Genomic DNA, 16,312 nt, shown 5'->3' with positions numbered 1-16,312 from the left:
ACGGCGCCATGAAGAATCCAATTCATCAAAACCGCAGGGCCTTGAGCGCCACGGAAATTGTGACGCACCTGAGCAAACTCAATGGCGAGCAGGCGCAGGGCTGGCGCTTGATAGACGGCGCGCTGGAGAAAACCTTCACGTTCAAAAACTACCATGAGACGATTGGTTTTGTGAACGCGCTGGCCTTTATCGCCAATACCGAAGACCATCATCCGGATCTGCGGGTGAGCTACGGCCTATGCACCGTTCGCTTTAACACGCACGAGGTGAGCGGCATTTCAATCAGTGACTTTTTCTGTGCGTCCAGGGTTGACGCCTTGCTGGTTTGAGTAAACCTGCGCGTCCGGGCGCCGCAGCGGTGTCGGGCACACAACCCGGTCTGGTAGTGGCCAGTTTTGGCCGTCATGTGCTGGTTGAAACGGATACCGGCCAGCGCGTCATCTGTCATCCGCGCGGCAAAAAAAACCAGGCTGTCGTCGGTGACCGGGTGCGCTGGCTTCCCTCGCAGGATGAAGGCACACTCGAGAAAATAGAAGAGCGCAGCAATCTGTTCTACCGGCAAGACGAGATGCGGACCAAATCGTTTGCCGCGAATCTGGACCAGGTTCTGATTCTGATTGCCGCGGAGCCCGAGTTTTCAGAGAGTCAACTGACACGGGCCCTGATCGCTGCCGAAGCAGAGCGCATTCCCCCGCTCATCGCATTGAACAAAAGCGACTTGACCGAGCCGTTCGGGCGCGCCTGGACCAAGCTGGCACCGTACCGGACCATGGGCTACAAAATGCTTGCGCTCGCGATCAGTCCCAAAACCACCCCGACAAATGCGAATGACGCACAAGCTGCCGAATTACTGGATTTGCTGCGTGGCAAAAAAACACTGGTACTGGGCCCTTCAGGGGCCGGAAAAAGCAGCCTGACCAATCTTCTGGTGCCCCAGGCGCGCGTGCTGACGGCGGAGATATCCCAAGCCCTGAATTCCGGTAAGCACACCACCACCAGCACCACGCTGTACTGGGTGGATGCGGATAAGGAGGGTGCCAGAACTACGGCCCTGATCGATTCACCAGGCTTCCAGGAGTTTGGCCTGAACCACATTGAGCCGATGCAGCTAGCCAACTACATGCCCGATTTCAGGGCGTATGCACAGAATTGCAAGTTCTACAACTGTACGCACTTGCACGAGCCTGGCTGCGGTGTGATTTCAGAGCTTAAATCAACCGCTCATGCAAGCAGCATCAGCGCAAGCCGATACCGTTTATACGGCGAACTGTTTGCCGAACTTTCGCAGACTCGCTATTAAAAGAGGTATCAGACTTCCCGAACAGCCAGCCGACAACGCTGAAGGCCCGCTGGCACCGCCTTAAGAAAGCGTTCAGCCCAGCAATCGCGCCAACGTCAACAGCGCAAGCAGTACCATCCAAAGCACCACGGAACGCCATACCAGCCCGACAATGCTGCGCAGGTGCGCCACCTCTGGCTCTCGGCCTGATGATGTGGATTCGGTGACGATACGGGCATCCCCATCAAGCTCGCCCGCCTCAAACCCGGGGGCGGCATCCGGGACGACCGTCGCTTTCAAGACTTCTCCACCCAGCCGCACGTTCACCGCACCCGAAGTGGCGGCAAGTAAAACGCCGTCGTTGCGATTTTCGAAGGGAGCTTGTGCATTCGCTGGCACGCGCTGGTTGTAGTTGCGCCACGCATCAATAGCCTCTTCAAAACTTCCTACCACCGCAAACCCCAGCGAAGTAAGGCGCGCGGGGACAAAGTCGATGACAACCCACGCCTGGGTAGCGACGGCTTGCAGCGCCGGACTCGCGCCTTCGCCAGGAGAACTATGTTTGTAGCCCCAATAGCGAGAAACGAATTCGCTCAGGCGATAAAGCACGGCACCCGCTGGTCCAAACCCCAAAGCAGCGAGCACTGAAAACCAAGCGAGTACACCGAACACGTGACGATGGGCCGCTAACACCGAGTATTCAATGACGTGGCGCACAATTTCACTTCGTGGCAGCTCACTCGCATCGACTTGGCGCCATTCCGCTAGCAGCTCGCGTGCTGTAGTTTCGTCGCCATCGTCCAACGCATCGCGGATGTCGGTGAAGTAGTGACTGAACTGCCGAAAACCGAGCGTGACATAGAGAATCGCCACGCTCCAGGCAAAAGCCAGCAACACACTCACGCGCATCAGCAGCCAGTGAATCAACAGCGTAAACACTGCTGGAACTACCACCGCGGTCGTCCACGCCAGCCATCCATGGTGCGTCTTGCCAGCATCCAGGCTGCGATTGACCCAGCGCGCCCAGCCTCGGAAACCAGCATGAACCCAGTTGCCGCGGGCCAGTGGCCGGGCCTGTTCGATCATGAGTGCAAACAAAACGGCAAAAAAGCTCATGCTGAATCATAACGGGCCTCTCGCGCTTGCTGAAGCTTATCGGATTCCCGGAGGTTTTATGGGCCACCGTACCGCCCGGCTAAAAAACTCGATGAAGGTGGCTCACGCGCTCAGGAAACGGTAAAAATTGCGCAACATGCCTGCGGTCGCTCCCCATATGTAGCGCTCCTTCCCTTCGCTGCTGTCAATCTGATCCGAGGTGTCGGTGTAAGGCATGGAAAGCCACTGGCGTATCACTCCGTCAAATTCAATCTCGTGACGCCGGTGATGCGCGGGATTCATCAGATAACTCAGAGGCACCTCAAAAATATCCGCAACTTCTCCCGGATTCGGTTGCAATGCGAAACCAGGCTTCACAAGCGCAACCACGGGCGTGATGATGAAGGCAGAACCCGTGACGTAAGTTGGCAAAGTGCCCAGCACCTCGACATGATCGCGCGGCAAGCCAATTTCTTCGTGTGCTTCCCGCAAGGCCGTGTCCACCGCATCCTGGTCGGACTCGTCGGTGCGACCACCCGGAAACGCAATCTGACCTGAATGGGTTGATAGGTTGGTGCTGCGCTGGGTCAGCAACAGGGTAAGTTGGTCGTGCATTACAAGCGGCAACAGTACGGCAGCAAGCGCGGGCGTCCGATCAGAAAATTTCTTTTCGACGCTGTGTTCGGGCGTCCAAACGGGCGGTTGCCTGAAACGCTCGCGAAGAGCCTGAGGAGTAAGACGCTCTAGCGCCACGCCCGCAAGGTGGTCGTCAATCCCCAGCACGGGAATGCTGCGGGGATCGAAAATTGGCAGTGGCCTGGTAAACGTCATAAAAGGCACAGCGTAACAGGCATAAAAAAACCGCTCGAAGGAGCGGCTTTTTTGTGAGGGACTAAATCCTCCTGCATGATTCCTTATGCAGCTTTAACACCCAGCTTTTCTTTAATACGCGCCGACTTGCCGCTGCGACTGCGCAGATAGTAGAGCTTCGCGCGGCGCACATCGCCACGACGTTTCACTTCGATCTTTGCGATCAGCGGACTGTAAACCTGGAACGTACGCTCAACGCCTTCACCATTAGAAATTTTACGGACGATGAAACTGGAATTAAGGCCGCGATTGCGTTTTGCAATCACCACACCTTCAAAAGCCTGCACCCGTTTGCGGGTACCTTCAACTACGTTAACGCTCACGATGACGGTGTCGCCAGGAGCGTAGGGAGGAATGATTTTGTTCAGGCGGGCAATTTCTTCTTGCTCAAGAGTCTGGATCAGATTCATAATTTTTCCATCTAACTTTTTTCGTTCATTCACGCGCTACGCTAAAGACCGCAAATCCAGGGAGACTTCTTTTAAAGAAGCGGATGGTTGCAGTGGCCGCCAGAGGATCGAAAAGCCTTTGATTATAGCAATTACGCGTCTTGCTCCGGATTTTCGATCAAATCAGCTAGAAAAACCTCATCTTTTGCACTTAAACGACCCGCCGCACGGGCTTGTTGCACCAGCTCAGGGCGTTGCCGCTGGGTCAGCGCCAGTTGCTGATCGCGCCGCCAGCGCTCAATATGAGCGTGATTGCCGGACATCAAGGTCGGCGGCACAACCAAACCGCGCCAACTTTCTGGCCGGGTGTAGTGAGGACAATCCAGCAGGCCATCAAGCGCCGGGTTGAAGCTGTCCATCTGATGGCTGCCTTCGTCATTCAAGACCCCCGGCTGCAGTCGGGCCACCGCATCCAACAGCGCCATGGCAGCAATCTCTCCGCCCGACAGCACGAAATCACCCAGACTAATCTGCTGGTCGACATGGCTGTCTATAAATCGCTGGTCCAAACCCTCGTAACGGCCACAAATCATCACTGCGCCGCTGCTGGCCGACCAACGTTCCACACTAGCGTGATTCAGGACTTGGCCTACGGGGGAAAACAGGACAGTAGGAGCCTCGACAGCAGCGCAAACGGCACGTTCGGCGCGCACATGTTCCAGGCATAAGGTAAGCGGTTCGGCCATCAACACCATGCCGGGACCGCCGCCAAACGGGCGGTCGTCTACGCGGCGGTAATTACCATCAGCAAAATCGCGGGGATTCCAGAGCTTGACCTCGACCAGACCTGCTTCGTAGGCACGGCGGGTTACGCCACAGACAAAAAACGGCGCGAAAAGCTCAGGAAATAGGGTGATGACATCGAAACGCATGGAAATGATATTTTGCGCTCGCGAAATACTGCCGACGCTAGATCAGGGTAATCCACCCGGCCCCTCAATAGTCGGGTTGCCAATCCACCGTAATGCATTTGCCGGCAATATCTACGGCGTCTATGTAAACCGAGACAAAAGGGATCATGCGTTCAGCCGTAGCGCTGGTGCCATCTTCCTGGCTCGTTGTGTATTCAACACACAGCACCGAGTGAGGACCGGTCGCCATCAGGTCACGCACGCAGCCCAGCGCCACACCTTCACGATTGACCACGTTCAAACCAATCAGGTCAATCCAGTAATACTCGTCTGGGGAAGCGGCCGGAAAACTGCTGCGCGACAGAAAAATCCTCCCGCCCCGCAACGCTTCAGCCGCGTTGCGATCGTCAAGTCCGCTAAATTTAGCCACCACTGAATTGGAATGGATTTTGGCTTCGTCCACACTGAGCGACACCGTGCCGGAAAACAGCTTGAAGTCCGGACGAAATTTGGCTTCGGGCGCCTGCAAAAACCAGGACTTGGCCGCAAAAAGCGCTTCTGGATCCGTACTGTGCGGGAGGATTTTCACCCACCCTTTGACACCCCAGGCATCCAGAATGCGCCCGACTTCAATGGCATCGCTTGGAAGGTTTGAAGGGTTCAAGCCTGCAGATGGTTGAAGGCCGGGCGGCATCAAAATCTCTAAAATCAGGCGACCTTGGCGGCACCCTGCTTGATCAGTCGCTCAACGGTCGGGGACGCCTGGGCGCCAACACCCAGCCAATGGGTCAAACGGTCTTGCACAATGCGCAGACCTTCCTCACCACCTTTGGCGATCGGATTGTAAAAGCCGATGCGTTCGATGAACCGGCCGTCGCGACGAACGCGCTTATCCGCTACAACGATATTGAAAAATGGACGATGCTTGGAACCGCCGCGTGAAAGTCGAATGACGACCATAATTTATCCTTCGGGTGGTGGGGTAAAAACACCCCAATATTCCTGCAGCGCTTGAGACACACGACATGGCCACCCGGCCAGCGAAATGCTGCAAAGCCTGCGAGTATAACCCGGCGCCAACGTTTCTTCAGGAAAAACCACCCAGACCTGCTATTCTTCAATCCCCCAAACTCCGGATTGCTAACCCTGCATGTCTCTCATACGCCCTAGCCGCGACGAAGATCTTCCCGCCATCACGGCCATTTACACCCACCACGTCCTTCACGGCACCGGGAGTTTTGAAACCGACCCCCCGAGCCTCGAGGACATGACCGCGCGCCGCGCCGACGTGCTGTCCAAAGGCCTCCCCTACTTGGTCGCTGAGCAGGATGGGAAGATTGCCGGGTTTGCCTACGGCAACTGGTTCAAGCCTCGCCCGGCCTACCGCTATTCGGTCGAGGATTCCATTTATTTGGCGCCGGATCTTCAACGACAAGGGCTTGGTCGTGCGCTGCTGTCCGAACTCCTGGTGCGCTGCGAAGCCGCAGGGATTCGAAAAGTGATGGCTATTGTGGGCGATTCCGCCAACGCAGGGTCCGTCGGTGTTCATCAGTCGCTGGGCTTTACACCGGTTGGAACGATCGAATCTTGCGGCTGGAAACTCGGCGCCTGGCGCGATATTGTCATCATGCAAAAAACACTCGGGCTGGGCGACACCATGCCGCCCCTTGATCCACCCTCCCCATAATCCCTGCATGCGCGCACCCTCCCCCAAAAACAAAACAGCGGCTGCCTGGCTGGCTTTCATTGGCGGCCAGTTCGGGCTGCACCGCCTGTACCTGTTCGGTGCCGGCGACCCGTGGGCATGGCTGCACCCGGTCGTTGCCGCACTCGGCTGGTGGGGGGTCCAGCGCGTGCGCCTTTACGGGCAGGACGATCAATTGGCCTGGGTGCTGATTCCATTGCTTGGTTTTACGCTTGCCGGCACCGCGCTGACAGCCATTTACTACGGATTAATGTCCACTGAAAAATGGAATGCGCAACACAATCCTGGCGTGCCGGACGCAGTCGCCGGCAGCACCAACTGGCTCACGATAGGTGCAGTCGTGTTTGCCTTGCTTTTTGGCTCTATTGCATTAATGTCGAGCATTGTTTTCAGCTTTCAGCGCTACTTCGAATACCAGGTCGAAGAGGCCCGGAAAATTAGTCAGTAACACGCTATACAAGCGACGCGTTTGGGCCGGTGCAGATTATTTTCCATCCTTGAGTACAAACCGGGCGTTGCTTGTTAGTCATATACTTAAGAGCGCTTATTTTGGCGTGAAATATCGAAACAGCAGCGGATTTGATTCCAAGTCATTAGCACAAGCTGGCGAATGTTTTATTGATACGTCGGTGCTCTACCTTCGTAGCTCCGCACCTCGGTGCAAACGCATCTGCTGCTTAACACTTATTGTCCATCGGCATTTTTCCGTTTCAATTTTCAAGGATACAAACCATGAATTCCAACCGTAGAACTTTTGTCATTCAATCCGTCGTCGGCGCTGGGGTTTTCGCCTCAGCTAGCCTTGCTCAGGCTCAAACAGCGTTGGTGGAAACCGATGCGCAAGCGACCGCACTAGGCTACAAAGCTGACGCAACCAAAGCCGATAAGGTCAAGTACCCAAAGTATGCTGCGGGACAGCAATGCGGGAATTGCGCACTTTATCAAGGCAAGGCCGGTGCCGCTTCCGGTCCCTGCCCGCTGTTCGCGGGTAAACAAGTTGCAGCTAAGGGCTGGTGCAGCGCTTGGGCCAAAAAGGCTTAACGTCTCGCGAAAATAGTTGAGGATAGGCGCAGCGATGGTGAAGAACACAGTATCTTCATCAACGCTGTCCGGCAATGCGAGGCGCGGTATTGGCCATGCTGGCTGAAGACGCCGCTTTGCTGTTCGCGGCTCGCTGGACGATTGCGTCAGGAATCAAAAAATCTGAACGCTGAACCAGTAGGCAATTGCCGCCGCTAAGGCGGAGGCGGGAATCGTAAAAATCCAGGCCCATACAATATTGCCAGCGACGCCCCAACGCACCGCAGAAGCTCGCTGTGTTGCGCCCACGCCTACGATAGCGCCGGTAATGGTGTGCGTTGTAGACACCGGAATACCCAGACCCGTCGCTAGAAATAACGTCAACGCACCCCCGGTTTCAGCGCAGAACCCGCCCACAGGTCTGAGCTTGGTAATTTTTTGACCCATGGTTTTTACGATACGCCAGCCGCCAAACATGGTGCCAGCCGCAATAGCGAGATAGCAGCTAACAATGGTCCAGGTGGGGGGCGAACTGTCGCTGGCTGACGCGTAACCAGTGGCAATCAAAAGCATCCAGATGACGCCGATGGTTTTTTGGGCATCGTTGCCGCCGTGCCCCAAACTGTAGGCGCCGGCCGACACGATCTGAAGTCGGCGAAACCATCTATCGACTTTCGAAGGCGTTGCGCTGCGAAACACCCACGCCACGATCACCATCATCATGGAGCCAAGCACAAATCCCAGCAGCGGGGATATAAAAATGAAAGCCACTGTCTTCCAGATACCGCTCGAAATCAACGCCCCAGTGCCTGACTTAGCCATCACGGCGCCCACAATACCACCGATGAGGGCATGAGACGAACTGCTGGGTATGCCGGAATACCAGGTCAGGAAATTCCATATGATGGCGCCCACCAGTGCGCCGAACACCACATGCGTATCCACCGCGCCCGGCTGGACGATGCCCTTGCCCACAGTCGCCGCCACGCTGAAATGAAAGACAAAAATGGCGATGAGGTTAAAAACGGCAGCAAACACGACGGCCTGACCGGGCTTGAGAACGCCTGTGGATACCACCGTTGCGATCGAATTGGCAGCATCGTGAAAGCCATTCATGAAGTCGAAAACGACCGCCATGATGACTAATAAAACCACCACCCACAAAGATGTTTGTGCGGCGGTCATGATTTTTGCCTTCGTACCGGGTCATTACCATTCCCATTCCAATCGGCATTACGCCCGCTCGCCAGGCTGATACGCCGGGAAACGCCCAGCACGGCGGAGTTCACGAGTTCTCGAGGACAATGCCCTCGATCAGGTTAGCGACGTCCTCGCACTTGTCGGTAATGGTCTCCAACAATTCGTAAACCGCTTTGAGCTTGATGACTTCCCGCACATCAGGCTCTTCACGAAACAGGCGGCTCATGGCCGAACGCATCACCCGATCGGCGTCGGATTCGAGCTGATCAATCTCTTCACAGGTTTTGAGTGCGGCCTCGGCGGTAGCGGCAAGCCTGACTTTTCCGATTAGCGCCACAGCATCCTTGAGCCGCTCGCAGCATTTAACGCTCAAATCGGTCAGGCGAACGATGTCTTCGGTCATGTGATGCACGTCGTACAGCGCCATGGTTTCGGCCGAGTCCTGGATCAAGTCGGCCACGTCGTCCATCGTGTTGATCAACGAATGGATTTGTTCGCGGTCGATCGGCGTGATAAAGGTCTTGTGCAGCATGCGGTTGACCTCTTGGGTGATGCGGTCGGCCGCCCGCTCGGCGTTATCCACGTCACGGTTATAGGCTTCGCGCTTTTGGACGTCACTGTAGTTAGCCACCATGTTCGAGAAAGCGCGCGCAGCCTCCACAATCCGGTCAGCATGCTGGTTGAACAGCTCGAAAAAATTGCCTTCTCGCGGCAACAATTTGCCAAACAGCATGTCAATTCCTCAGAAATTAAATCAAAAATATGGCGTTTTTATGCCTGCGGGAGTGTAACGCGATGGCAGACCCGACCGTCAGATCGGGCAGGCACCTGCTTTCCGTCGAGCGGCCCACAAACGCTGCGCCTCTGTGCGCCTAGGGAAGGCGACTCGTTAAAGTTCAGGCCCTGCCTGCACAAGAAGATGCCAGGGAGTCACTTGACGCTGGTTGCGTCCGTGATTCGGTAGTACAAGCCGTAGGAGTCGTCATTGAGCACCAGAAAATGACCTTCCACCACAACCGGCTCCATGCTGTATTTGACCGGCGTTTTGCTGTGGACTTCCACCATGCTTTCAGGGCCACCCGGTGTGCAGAAAGCACAGGTGAGCGGCACCGATGACAGTAAAAAATGCCGTTGCGTTGCACCCGGGTCCAGCGGCATCATGAAACCCTGGATACGCTGGGTCCTCTGGTTAAGCGCCATCTGGGTCATCGTGAACACAGGAAGAATTCGATTTTTTTCGTGCTTGGTTTTTACCGCTGTTAGTACCGACCAGGGCACCACATCATCGCGGGAAGCGAGGTTGGGGAAAGGACTGTTGGCGCCGTGCACCCCGGCACCTTGACCCACTGGCAAATCGAAACCCGGTGCGGTCGATGCCGCAGATTTTGAGCCTCCCGAAGCGATCGGCGACGACAGCGTCTGCGCCTGCAAGCTGATCGCCGCAAAAAACAATCCCGCCGCTAGCGTGCCTGCACAGCCGAGGCTGGTCGCCAGACGGCTGAAAGAAAAATTAGAAAAAGGCGCTACTTTCATGCAGTTCTCCGGAAATTTTGGCAGATAACAGGCATTGTTCATTCGGCTCAGTGGACGTGTTTCATGCCGCAGTATTTACCTATTCCCAGCCCTTTGCACGCCGCTTGCAGTTCTTTCTCGCACACTTCATCTGCCTTGCCTGACTCCAAACACTTCGCGGCGTCCTCGTGAGCCGCGGCCATCGCGCGATGGCGCTGAATGTCCATTTTTGTGTCTTTGTCGATGGGCTGCGCAACCGCTATTGAAAACGTAGCGCTGAGTACAATGACGGCAGGCGCGAGCGCCATATTTTTGAACGAATTAAATATTTTCATAAACTCTTTTACCTTGATTGAAGAAGTTCCAAAACGCTAACGCGGTAGGCCTCCCAGGCAGGCAGGAGCGCAGACGCAAGCGCTACCCCCAAAGCGAGAATCGGCACGCTAATCAACTCGACCGGCCAGGACAAGGCGCCGATCAATACTGAATTTTCGAGTTGCAGCATCCAGGCGAGCAGCGCCGTCAGGCCTTGGCCCGCGAGCACCCCCAGGACCGTGGCAAGCAGCGCTAGCCACAGGGCTTCGCACAGTAGCAAACCGGCCACTTTGCGCGGCGGTGCGCCAAGCATGCGCAGCAGGGCCAAGTCGGCCCGCCGCTCGCGCACCGCGCCCCATAAAGCAATGAAGACACTCAGGCCGGCGGTAAGCAATAGCACGCCGGCTAATGCGCGCAAGACATCGGTGCCGACGCCCACCATACTGAGCAGACGAGTAATTTCAAGCGCGGGTGCCGCGGCCTGCATCTCGGTGGTGGTATTGATGAACCGGGGAAAAGTCACCGCCGCCAGCGGGGTCTTGTACCGGATCAGCGCAAGCGTGACCTCACGCTCCTCTTCCAGAATCTTGCGGTCCTCGTCGTCCAGCGCGGTGTCGGTTTCATGCACTTGCCATACCGATTCAGTCGGTGTGAGCACCAGTCGATCCAGCACCGAACCACTGGGTGCCAGAATACCGGTGACGGTATAAGGATTCTGGCCATGCACATGCCCCCCGCCGCCCAGTCCGTGACTGCCCACGAAGGTGTCACCCACCTTGAGCCCCGTCTGCTGGGCAACCCGGGAGCCCAGTAAGGCTTCCATCGACGCTTTCCAAATGACGCCCTGCGCCATTTCAGCCCCGTAATGGCTCACGTAGTCGGTCGTGGTACCCACAATGCGAAAGCCGCGGAAACTATCGCCCATGCTGATGGGAATCAACTGGGCCACCTGCGGGTGGGCCTGCAACGCCTTGACGGCTGCCAAGGGGATATTGCCAGTAGGCACATCAAGCTGGAACACGCCCGACAAAATGAGCTGCATCGGACTTCCCTTGGCGCCCACCACCACATCGATACCCGCCAGATCGCGGTCAAACGCCGTGTTGAGCCGATGGCTGACGAGGAGCAAAAACGTAATGGAGGCTAAACCGATACTTAAAAGCAGCAGGTTAAGCGCTGCGGACAGCGGCCTGGACCACAGGTAACGCCATGAAAATACGATCGTTTTCATAACGCGTGGCCCCCAATGTATAAAGATTGAAGGCCCTTTTTATTGACTTTTCCTTCAAAAAATCCTGCCACCCTAGCATCGTGGGTGGCAATAACGAGCGTTGCGCCTTCGCGACTGGCGGTCGCCTGAAGCAGCTCCAGTGACGCCGACGCCGCGTCGTCATCCAGACTGGCGGTCGGTTCATCCGCCAAAATCACTTTAGGCTGAAGCAACACTGCGCGGGCCAGTGCGACACGCTGAGCCTGCCCGCCTGAAAGCTGCGCGGGCTTGCGTTGAGCCAGCGCCTGCACGCCGAGCGCCGACAGCGCCTCGATGATGCGCTGTTCGTCCTGCTCTTGCCCTGCGGCCCACTGCGCCATGGCCAGGTTCTCGTGCACCGTCAGCGCGGTACTTAGATGAAGTTTCTGCGGCAAAAAGCCGACAGTTTTGGCACGCCATGCATCCAGTGCACTCTTTTTGAGGCTGCCACCCTCGCCCAAGGACTGCCCGGCAACTTCGATCTGCCCGGCTATCGCGTTCACCAAGCCAGCAGCAAGAGCCAGCCAGGTGGACTTGCCAGAGCCGGAAGGCCCACGCAGCAGGAGTACCCCGCCTTGCGCCACGGTCACGTCCGGAAAATTCAAGGCCACACCATCGCCGTAGCGGTAAGACAGGTTGTGTGTACGAATCATGCGGCATGCCCGGTCGCCGGTGTGCAGTCCACGCACACCCCATGGACCGAAAAATCCACACTCAAACCCAAATGACCCACGGCCTCAAGTGCTTCGAGTGCTGCTCTTGCGGCTTTTTCAAACTGGGCGCTTGCCGCTTCAAGTTCGAAATTACGGTGACACGCCTGGCACTCAAAATGAGGCATTGTTTCGGCTGAAACTGCGGTCGCTGGTACGGCCTGGTAGTGCCGCACCCGTTCAGAATCAACGCTACGGATCAGTAGGCCGACCTGCGCCAGTCGGTCCAACAAACGGTAAAGTGTGACGCGATCCAGCGACAGCGCCGTTTCACGAAACAGAGCGTCCGACAACTTTGCATGGGTCCAGCTGGTCTCGGCGTGCTGAAGCATCCAGGCCATGACGGCGCGCCCCGCGCTGGTGCGACGCAAACCATGGGCCGCCAGCAATTCATTAATCGTATCTTTGGCGTCGTTGAGATTTTTCATGTCCGTCATGTGGTGTTGCCGATTTTGGACTGCTCGCTCCTTTACCGCAATCAGGTTGCGTTACACTTCAAAGCAATTGAGTTGCATTATGACCGAAACAAACCTTTCTCTTTCCGATGGCCCGGCCGCTAAAAAAACTTCGTCAGTGCTTGCCTGGCGCGGATGGCAACGACTGTTGGCCATACTTCCGGTGCTGGTGTGTTTATGGCTAGGCGTTCTGTGGGCACTGCCTGAGGCTTTCCGGTGATTCGCCTCGACAACCTCACGGTGAGCTACCAGCGACATCCGGTATTGCACCACCTAAGCGGCGAGTTTAAAAAAGGCTCACTGACTGCAATCGTCGGACCCAACGGCGCCGGCAAAAGTACTTTGTTGAAAAGCCTGCTCGGCTTATTACCCATTGAAGGGCGCATCACGCTGTCCTGTGCGCGCCCCCGCATCGCCTACCTGCCGCAACAGGCGGAAATTGATCGCAGTTTCCCGATTTCGGTACTGGACTGCGTGCTGCTCGGCTTCTGGCAGATAAGCGGAGTGCTTGGCGGCCTCTCGCCCAGCTCAATGGACAAGGCGGCATCGGCGCTCAGGGCGGTGGGACTTAACGGCTTTGCGCAACGCCCGGTTGGGGAACTGTCCACCGGCCAATTCCAGCGCGTGCTATTTGCCCGTTTACTGGTGCAGGACGCTGAACTCATCCTTCTCGACGAGCCGTTCACGGCCATTGACAGCCGCACCACGTCGGCATTGTTAGGCCTTATCGCCGAATGGCACCAGCAAGGCCGCACCATTATTGCGGTGGTGCATGACGATACCCAGGTTCGTGAATTCTTTCCGCAGTGCCTGCTGCTGGCTCGTCAGGCGGTGGCTTGGGGCGAGACCGCCAAGGTTATGACGCCAGAGCATCTGCAGCAAGCCAAACTCATCGCGGAAACCTGGGAACATAACGAAGCAGACCCCGTGCCCCTGTGCGAGATAGCGGTCGACCTTTGATGGAGACGCTTTACCAATGGGGTATTGCGCCCTTTGCAGAGTTTTTGTTTTTGCGGCGTGCGCTGGTTGCAGCCGTAGCGCTGGCGGTCAGCAGCGCACCCTTGGGGGTCTGGCTAACACTGCGCCGCATGAGCCTGTTCGGCGATGCGCTGAGCCATGCCGTATTGCCAGGCGTGGCTATTGGGTTCATGCTCTTTGGGCTGTCGCTCTGGGCCATGGCGCTGGGCGGCCTGATCGCTGGACTGGTGGTTGTGGCGCTGGCCAGCCTTATTAGCCGCACCACCAGCCTGAAGGAAGATGCGAGCCTTGCCGCCATTTACCTTAGCGCATTGGCATTGGGCGTAATCCTGATTTCGCGGCGCGGCACGCAGCTGGATTTGCTCCACATCCTGTTTGGCAGCGTGCTCGGCGTTGATGCTGATGGTCTGCTGCTGGTCGCTGGTATGGCCACCGTCAGTGTGACCGCCATGGCACTGATGTACCGTGGCCTGCTGCTGGAAAGCTTCGACCCGTTGTTCATGTCCAGCAGCGGCAAACTCAGAGGAAGCAGCGGCGCTGCAGTGCAGCAGTTTTTCCTGATGCTGGTCGTGATCAACCTGGTTGCCGGCTTCCAGACCATGGGCACACTGATGGCGGTGGGCATGATGATGCTGCCCGCTGTTTCTGCACGGCTTTGGCACGACACCTTGCCGGCGCAGTTGCTCAACAGCGCCGGCCAGGCCGCGTTGGCCGCTTATATTGGCTTGGTTTTTTCGTTCCAACTCGACACGCCATCCGGACCCAGCATCATCGCTGCGGCGACGGTGCTGTACTTTCTGTCTCTGGTTTTCTCGCCACGCGGCTGGCTGCAACGCGGTGTGCGAAAAAAGCACTTCACGCGTTGATCTGTCCTTGCCCCTTCTCCTTTCTCCCTTTCTCCCTTTCTCTTTACGGAATGCACCGATGAACTTTCTTTCCAGACTCGGACCAGCCATTCTCGCGATAACCTGGGCGTGCAGTGCACTGGCTGAAGGCAAACTGCCTGTTGTTGCAAGCTTTAGCGTGCTGGGTGACCTCGTGCGCGTCGTAGGCGGCGAGCGAGTTGACGTGCAGACCCTGGTCGGCCCGGACCAGGATGCTCATGTGTTCGAACCCTCCCCCAGCGACGTTAAAAAGGTTGCTCAATCCAGGCTACTGGTCAGCAACGGCTTGGGCTTTGATTCGTGGATGGACAAGCTCGCCCGATCGGCCGCTTACAAAGGCACCGTTGTAGTCGCATCCAGCGGCGTCCTCACCAAAAAATCAGCGGAAGAAAACGGACACGATGATCCCCATGCCTGGCAAGATCCGACCAAAGTCATCACCTACGTACGCAACATCAGCGCAGCGCTTGCCAAAGCAGACCCTTCGGGTGCTGCAATTTACCAGCGCAATGCCAGCGCGTATCAGGCAGAGCTGGTGCAGCTCGACAGCTGGGCCAAAGTGCAGTTCGCGCTGATTCCGCTGGCCAAACGCAAGATCATCACCTCACACGACGCATTCGGCTACCTGGGAGCGCGTTATCAGATCAGCTTTTTAGCACCTCAAGGAGTTTCCACCGACAGCGAGGCCAGTGCCAAGGAAGTCGCGCTGCTGATTCGGCAGATAAAACGTGAAAAAATTAAAGCCGTTCATGTGGAAAACATGACCAACACGAGGCTTCTCGAGCAACTCAGCCGGGAGGCCGGCGTCACCGCAGGTGCCACGTTGTATTCGGATGCGCTGTCTGCTCAGGGCGGTCCGGCAGACAGCTACCTCAAGATGATGCATTACAACATTACACAGCTGGTGCAAAGCATGAAGCTCAACTGATCACGGGCAAGCCACCACGGCGTTCCGAGTCAGGTTGAAGAAGTAGGCGAATCGCCATCGCTCCCGCTGAACGGCTCATACGCGGCGTTCAACTCGGCAATGACAGAGCAAGTTGGATGCACAGACGTAATGAGCAAGCACACGAGTGGTTTTATGTCGCCCAACATCGCCCCTTGCGGTTCAATCCTTGACGCGAGAGGCAAAGGTTTTGCGAAATTTTTCGACTTTGGGTCCTACTACAAAAGCGCAATATCCCTGGTCAGGATTGTTCTCAAAATAATCTTGGTGGTAGGCCTCGGCCGGCCAGTAATCGGCGACCGGCAAGACTTCGGTCACGATGGGCTTGTCAAATAATTTTTCTTGGCTCATCTGCCGGATCATGTCGTCGGCGATCTGCTTTTGCTCTGCCGTAGAGTAATAAATGCCACTGCGGTATTGCGTGCCCGAATCGTTACCTTGACGATTCAGACTTGTAGGGTCGTGGATCACGAAAAAGATTTCAAGAATCTCGCGCAGGGTGATGTCGGAGGGGTCATAGGTGAGCTTTACCACCTCGTTGTAACCGGTCCGGCCGCTGCAGACCTGCTCGTAACTGGGTCGCTCCCCATGGCCGTTGCTGTAGCCCGACTCGACATCCGTGACGCCGCGTACCTTGACATACACCGCCTCCGTACACCAGAAGCAGCCCCCGCCCAAGGTGATGGTTGGCAATTCGTTCATGCGATGTTTTCTTTCAGGTAGCTGATTTGTCGATGGCGAAGCAATATTCAAAAGATCACTTTACCTTTTTCTGCTGCAGTTTGCCGAGTCAC

The 16,312-nt window shown here is 56.6% G+C and carries 22 protein-coding genes; 8 read left to right on the top strand and 14 right to left on the bottom strand.

Annotation, left to right across the window (positions count from 1 at the left end; genetic code table 11):
* The first annotated feature begins 8 nt into the window (after positions 1–8).
* Together HHJ16_RS12970 and rsgA are read left to right on the top strand one after the other, a co-directional pair.
* Positions 9–329, top strand: coding sequence for a 4a-hydroxytetrahydrobiopterin dehydratase (locus tag HHJ16_RS12970; RefSeq protein WP_296901215.1), 321 nt, complete (start codon positions 9–11; stop codon positions 327–329).
* A complete protein-coding gene (gene rsgA / locus HHJ16_RS12965) occupies positions 326–1,300 on the top strand; it encodes a ribosome small subunit-dependent GTPase A (RefSeq protein ID WP_296901213.1) in 975 nt (324 codons plus the stop codon). The genes HHJ16_RS12970 and rsgA overlap by 4 nt, the downstream gene beginning before the upstream one ends.
* A gap of 72 nt (positions 1,301–1,372) precedes the next feature.
* Here rsgA and HHJ16_RS12960 read toward each other — a convergent pair whose 3' ends face one another.
* The 6 genes from HHJ16_RS12960 to rpsP all read right to left on the bottom strand — a co-directional run bounded on the left by HHJ16_RS12960 (position 1,373) and on the right by rpsP (position 5,504).
* Positions 1,373–2,395: a CobD/CbiB family protein gene (locus tag HHJ16_RS12960; RefSeq protein WP_296901211.1), complete on the bottom strand. Its 1,023-nt coding sequence runs from the start codon at positions 2,393–2,395 to the stop codon at positions 1,373–1,375.
* Positions 2,396–2,497: 102 nt separating this feature from the next.
* Entirely contained in the window at positions 2,498–3,205 is a 708-nt protein-coding gene (locus HHJ16_RS12955) for a CoA pyrophosphatase (protein ID WP_296901210.1), read from the bottom strand.
* Positions 3,206–3,288: 83 nt separating this feature from the next.
* Complete coding sequence (rplS, locus tag HHJ16_RS12950; RefSeq protein WP_296901208.1) at positions 3,289–3,654, bottom strand: 50S ribosomal protein L19; 366 nt, start codon at positions 3,652–3,654, stop codon at positions 3,289–3,291.
* Between the two features lie 131 nt (positions 3,655–3,785).
* Positions 3,786–4,565 carry a tRNA (guanosine(37)-N1)-methyltransferase TrmD gene (gene trmD, locus HHJ16_RS12945; RefSeq protein WP_296901206.1) on the bottom strand — a complete coding sequence of 260 codons (780 nt, stop codon included), beginning with the start codon at positions 4,563–4,565 and terminating at the stop codon, positions 3,786–3,788.
* 64 nt (positions 4,566–4,629) lie between these two features.
* Positions 4,630–5,238, bottom strand: coding sequence for a ribosome maturation factor RimM (gene rimM, locus HHJ16_RS12940; protein ID WP_296901204.1), 609 nt, complete (start codon positions 5,236–5,238; stop codon positions 4,630–4,632).
* Between the two features lie 14 nt (positions 5,239–5,252).
* Positions 5,253–5,504, bottom strand: coding sequence for a 30S ribosomal protein S16 (gene rpsP, locus HHJ16_RS12935; protein ID WP_296901202.1), 252 nt, complete (start codon positions 5,502–5,504; stop codon positions 5,253–5,255).
* Positions 5,505–5,694: 190 nt separating this feature from the next.
* Here rpsP and HHJ16_RS12930 point away from each other — a divergent pair, with 190 nt between their 5' ends.
* The 3 genes from HHJ16_RS12930 to HHJ16_RS12920 all read left to right on the top strand — a co-directional run bounded on the left by HHJ16_RS12930 (position 5,695) and on the right by HHJ16_RS12920 (position 7,290).
* Entirely contained in the window at positions 5,695–6,231 is a 537-nt protein-coding gene (locus tag HHJ16_RS12930) for a GNAT family N-acetyltransferase (protein ID WP_296901201.1), read from the top strand.
* A 7-nt stretch (positions 6,232–6,238) separates the two neighbouring features.
* On the top strand, positions 6,239–6,697 hold the full coding sequence (locus HHJ16_RS12925) for a hypothetical protein (protein WP_296901199.1): 459 nt from the start codon (positions 6,239–6,241) through the stop codon (positions 6,695–6,697).
* 284 nt (positions 6,698–6,981) lie between these two features.
* Positions 6,982–7,290, top strand: a complete 309-nt coding sequence (locus HHJ16_RS12920; RefSeq protein WP_296901327.1) for a high-potential iron-sulfur protein — start codon at positions 6,982–6,984, stop codon at positions 7,288–7,290.
* 153 nt (positions 7,291–7,443) lie between these two features.
* Here the strand turns inward: HHJ16_RS12920 and HHJ16_RS12915 are convergent, their stop codons facing one another.
* From HHJ16_RS12915 to HHJ16_RS12885, 7 genes are all read right to left on the bottom strand, one after another.
* Entirely contained in the window at positions 7,444–8,454 is a 1,011-nt protein-coding gene (locus HHJ16_RS12915) for an inorganic phosphate transporter (RefSeq protein WP_296901197.1), read from the bottom strand.
* A 100-nt stretch (positions 8,455–8,554) separates the two neighbouring features.
* Positions 8,555–9,202, bottom strand: coding sequence for a DUF47 domain-containing protein (locus tag HHJ16_RS12910; RefSeq protein WP_296901195.1), 648 nt, complete (start codon positions 9,200–9,202; stop codon positions 8,555–8,557).
* Positions 9,203–9,399: 197 nt separating this feature from the next.
* Positions 9,400–10,002: a DUF3299 domain-containing protein gene (locus HHJ16_RS12905; RefSeq protein WP_296901193.1), complete on the bottom strand. Its 603-nt coding sequence runs from the start codon at positions 10,000–10,002 to the stop codon at positions 9,400–9,402.
* A 47-nt stretch (positions 10,003–10,049) separates the two neighbouring features.
* Positions 10,050–10,316, bottom strand: a complete 267-nt coding sequence (locus tag HHJ16_RS12900; RefSeq protein WP_296901191.1) for a hypothetical protein — start codon at positions 10,314–10,316, stop codon at positions 10,050–10,052.
* An 8-nt stretch (positions 10,317–10,324) separates the two neighbouring features.
* Positions 10,325–11,527 carry an FtsX-like permease family protein gene (locus HHJ16_RS12895; protein ID WP_296901189.1) on the bottom strand — a complete coding sequence of 401 codons (1,203 nt, stop codon included), beginning with the start codon at positions 11,525–11,527 and terminating at the stop codon, positions 10,325–10,327.
* Positions 11,524–12,198, bottom strand: coding sequence for an ATP-binding cassette domain-containing protein (locus HHJ16_RS12890; protein ID WP_296901187.1), 675 nt, complete (start codon positions 12,196–12,198; stop codon positions 11,524–11,526). The genes HHJ16_RS12895 and HHJ16_RS12890 overlap by 4 nt, the downstream gene beginning before the upstream one ends.
* Positions 12,195–12,683: a Fur family transcriptional regulator gene (locus HHJ16_RS12885; RefSeq protein ID WP_296901185.1), complete on the bottom strand. Its 489-nt coding sequence runs from the start codon at positions 12,681–12,683 to the stop codon at positions 12,195–12,197. The genes HHJ16_RS12890 and HHJ16_RS12885 overlap by 4 nt, the downstream gene beginning before the upstream one ends.
* A 243-nt stretch (positions 12,684–12,926) precedes the next feature.
* On the opposite strand from HHJ16_RS12885, the gene HHJ16_RS12880 reads away from it, so the two are divergent.
* Genes HHJ16_RS12880 through HHJ16_RS12870 form a run of 3 tightly spaced genes read left to right on the top strand, consistent with a single transcriptional unit; the run spans position 12,927 to position 15,500 of the window.
* Positions 12,927–13,670 carry an ABC transporter ATP-binding protein gene (locus tag HHJ16_RS12880; protein WP_296901183.1) on the top strand — a complete coding sequence of 248 codons (744 nt, stop codon included), beginning with the start codon at positions 12,927–12,929 and terminating at the stop codon, positions 13,668–13,670.
* A complete protein-coding gene (locus HHJ16_RS12875; RefSeq protein ID WP_296901181.1) occupies positions 13,670–14,554 on the top strand; it encodes a metal ABC transporter permease in 885 nt (294 codons plus the stop codon). Before HHJ16_RS12880 ends, HHJ16_RS12875 begins: the two co-directional genes overlap by 1 nt.
* 58 nt (positions 14,555–14,612) lie before the next feature.
* A complete protein-coding gene (locus HHJ16_RS12870; RefSeq protein WP_296901179.1) occupies positions 14,613–15,500 on the top strand; it encodes a metal ABC transporter substrate-binding protein in 888 nt (295 codons plus the stop codon).
* Positions 15,501–15,680: 180 nt separating this feature from the next.
* On the opposite strand, the gene msrA is transcribed toward HHJ16_RS12870, so the two are convergent.
* Positions 15,681–16,220 (bottom strand): peptide-methionine (S)-S-oxide reductase MsrA, encoded by a 540-nt coding sequence (gene msrA, locus HHJ16_RS12865; protein WP_296901178.1) that lies wholly within the window; start codon positions 16,218–16,220, stop codon positions 15,681–15,683.
* Positions 16,221–16,312: the final 92 nt, after the last annotated feature.

This window comes from Polaromonas sp., assembly GCF_012927485.1.
GTDB lineage: Bacteria > Pseudomonadota > Gammaproteobacteria > Burkholderiales > Burkholderiaceae_C > Polaromonas.
This window is presented reverse-complemented; position numbering and strand designations above follow the sequence as displayed.

Excerpts from the sequence above, each read along its gene's own strand:
- HHJ16_RS12900 (WP_296901191.1), bottom strand. The coding sequence starts at position 10,316 with ATGAAAATATTTAATTCGTTCAAAAATATGGCGCTCGCGCCTGCCGTC.
- HHJ16_RS12910 (WP_296901195.1), bottom strand. The coding sequence starts at position 9,202 with ATGCTGTTTGGCAAATTGTTGCCGCGAGAAGGCAATTTTTTCGAGCTG.
- HHJ16_RS12895 (WP_296901189.1), bottom strand. The coding sequence starts at position 11,527 with ATGAAAACGATCGTATTTTCATGGCGTTACCTGTGGTCCAGGCCGCTG.
- trmD (WP_296901206.1), bottom strand. The coding sequence starts at position 4,565 with ATGCGTTTCGATGTCATCACCCTATTTCCTGAGCTTTTCGCGCCGTTT.
- HHJ16_RS12905 (WP_296901193.1), bottom strand. The coding sequence starts at position 10,002 with ATGAAAGTAGCGCCTTTTTCTAATTTTTCTTTCAGCCGTCTGGCGACC.
- rimM (WP_296901204.1), bottom strand. The coding sequence starts at position 5,238 with ATGCCGCCCGGCCTTCAACCATCTGCAGGCTTGAACCCTTCAAACCTT.
- HHJ16_RS12920 (WP_296901327.1), top strand. The coding sequence starts at position 6,982 with ATGAATTCCAACCGTAGAACTTTTGTCATTCAATCCGTCGTCGGCGCT.
- HHJ16_RS12960 (WP_296901211.1), bottom strand. The coding sequence starts at position 2,395 with ATGAGCTTTTTTGCCGTTTTGTTTGCACTCATGATCGAACAGGCCCGG.
- rplS (WP_296901208.1), bottom strand. The coding sequence starts at position 3,654 with ATGAATCTGATCCAGACTCTTGAGCAAGAAGAAATTGCCCGCCTGAAC.
- HHJ16_RS12955 (WP_296901210.1), bottom strand. The coding sequence starts at position 3,205 with ATGACGTTTACCAGGCCACTGCCAATTTTCGATCCCCGCAGCATTCCC.
- HHJ16_RS12970 (WP_296901215.1), top strand. The coding sequence starts at position 9 with ATGAAGAATCCAATTCATCAAAACCGCAGGGCCTTGAGCGCCACGGAA.
- rpsP (WP_296901202.1), bottom strand. The coding sequence starts at position 5,504 with ATGGTCGTCATTCGACTTTCACGCGGCGGTTCCAAGCATCGTCCATTT.
- HHJ16_RS12925 (WP_296901199.1), top strand. The coding sequence starts at position 6,239 with ATGCGCGCACCCTCCCCCAAAAACAAAACAGCGGCTGCCTGGCTGGCT.
- HHJ16_RS12870 (WP_296901179.1), top strand. The coding sequence starts at position 14,613 with ATGAACTTTCTTTCCAGACTCGGACCAGCCATTCTCGCGATAACCTGG.
- HHJ16_RS12915 (WP_296901197.1), bottom strand. The coding sequence starts at position 8,454 with ATGACCGCCGCACAAACATCTTTGTGGGTGGTGGTTTTATTAGTCATC.
- HHJ16_RS12875 (WP_296901181.1), top strand. The coding sequence starts at position 13,670 with ATGGAGACGCTTTACCAATGGGGTATTGCGCCCTTTGCAGAGTTTTTG.
- HHJ16_RS12890 (WP_296901187.1), bottom strand. The coding sequence starts at position 12,198 with ATGATTCGTACACACAACCTGTCTTACCGCTACGGCGATGGTGTGGCC.
- HHJ16_RS12885 (WP_296901185.1), bottom strand. The coding sequence starts at position 12,683 with ATGAAAAATCTCAACGACGCCAAAGATACGATTAATGAATTGCTGGCG.
- HHJ16_RS12930 (WP_296901201.1), top strand. The coding sequence starts at position 5,695 with ATGTCTCTCATACGCCCTAGCCGCGACGAAGATCTTCCCGCCATCACG.
- msrA (WP_296901178.1), bottom strand. The coding sequence starts at position 16,220 with ATGAACGAATTGCCAACCATCACCTTGGGCGGGGGCTGCTTCTGGTGT.